The organism is Protofrankia sp. CiP3, from assembly GCF_917627345.1.
Taxonomy (GTDB): Bacteria; Actinomycetota; Actinomycetes; order Frankiales; family Frankiaceae; genus Protofrankia.
Genome location: NZ_CAKJTM010000085.1, coordinates 1 through 404 on the forward strand (window position 1 = coordinate 1; position 404 = coordinate 404).

General features: G+C 67.6%; 1 protein-coding gene. It reads right to left on the reverse strand.

Features of this window, described 5'->3' with window-relative positions:
- Positions 1-231 (reverse strand): hypothetical protein (locus MJ797_RS20955; RefSeq protein WP_239339603.1); only part of this gene is annotated, 231 nt, incomplete at its 3' end.
- Positions 232-404 lie beyond the last annotated feature (173 nt).

Below are 404 nucleotides of genomic sequence, written 5' to 3' on the forward strand. Positions count from 1 at the left end.
GGCGAACAACACCGACTGCGTGTACAAGGTCTGATCCAACAGACCCGCCAGATCAGAACCCGCATCAGCGAACGCCACCTCCCGAAGAGGGAACCCCGCCACCCCACCCAACTCGGCGTCCAACGCCGCACAAACCTCGTCAAACGCAGCGGCGAACATCGGGAACGCCGCACACAGACCCCGGCCCATACCCGCCCGCTGAGCACCCTGACCAGCAAACGTCAACACCACCGGCCCCGCACCGGCCACACCCTCAGAAGACCCCGTGTCCACCGCAGCCACCGCGCGGAGCTTCGCCACCGCCTCATCCCGGCCCGCGGCCACGACTCCAGCCCGGAACTCCCACACCGAACGAGCCGTCAACAATGCCCGACCCACATCGCCCAAGCTCGACGCGGGCTGCT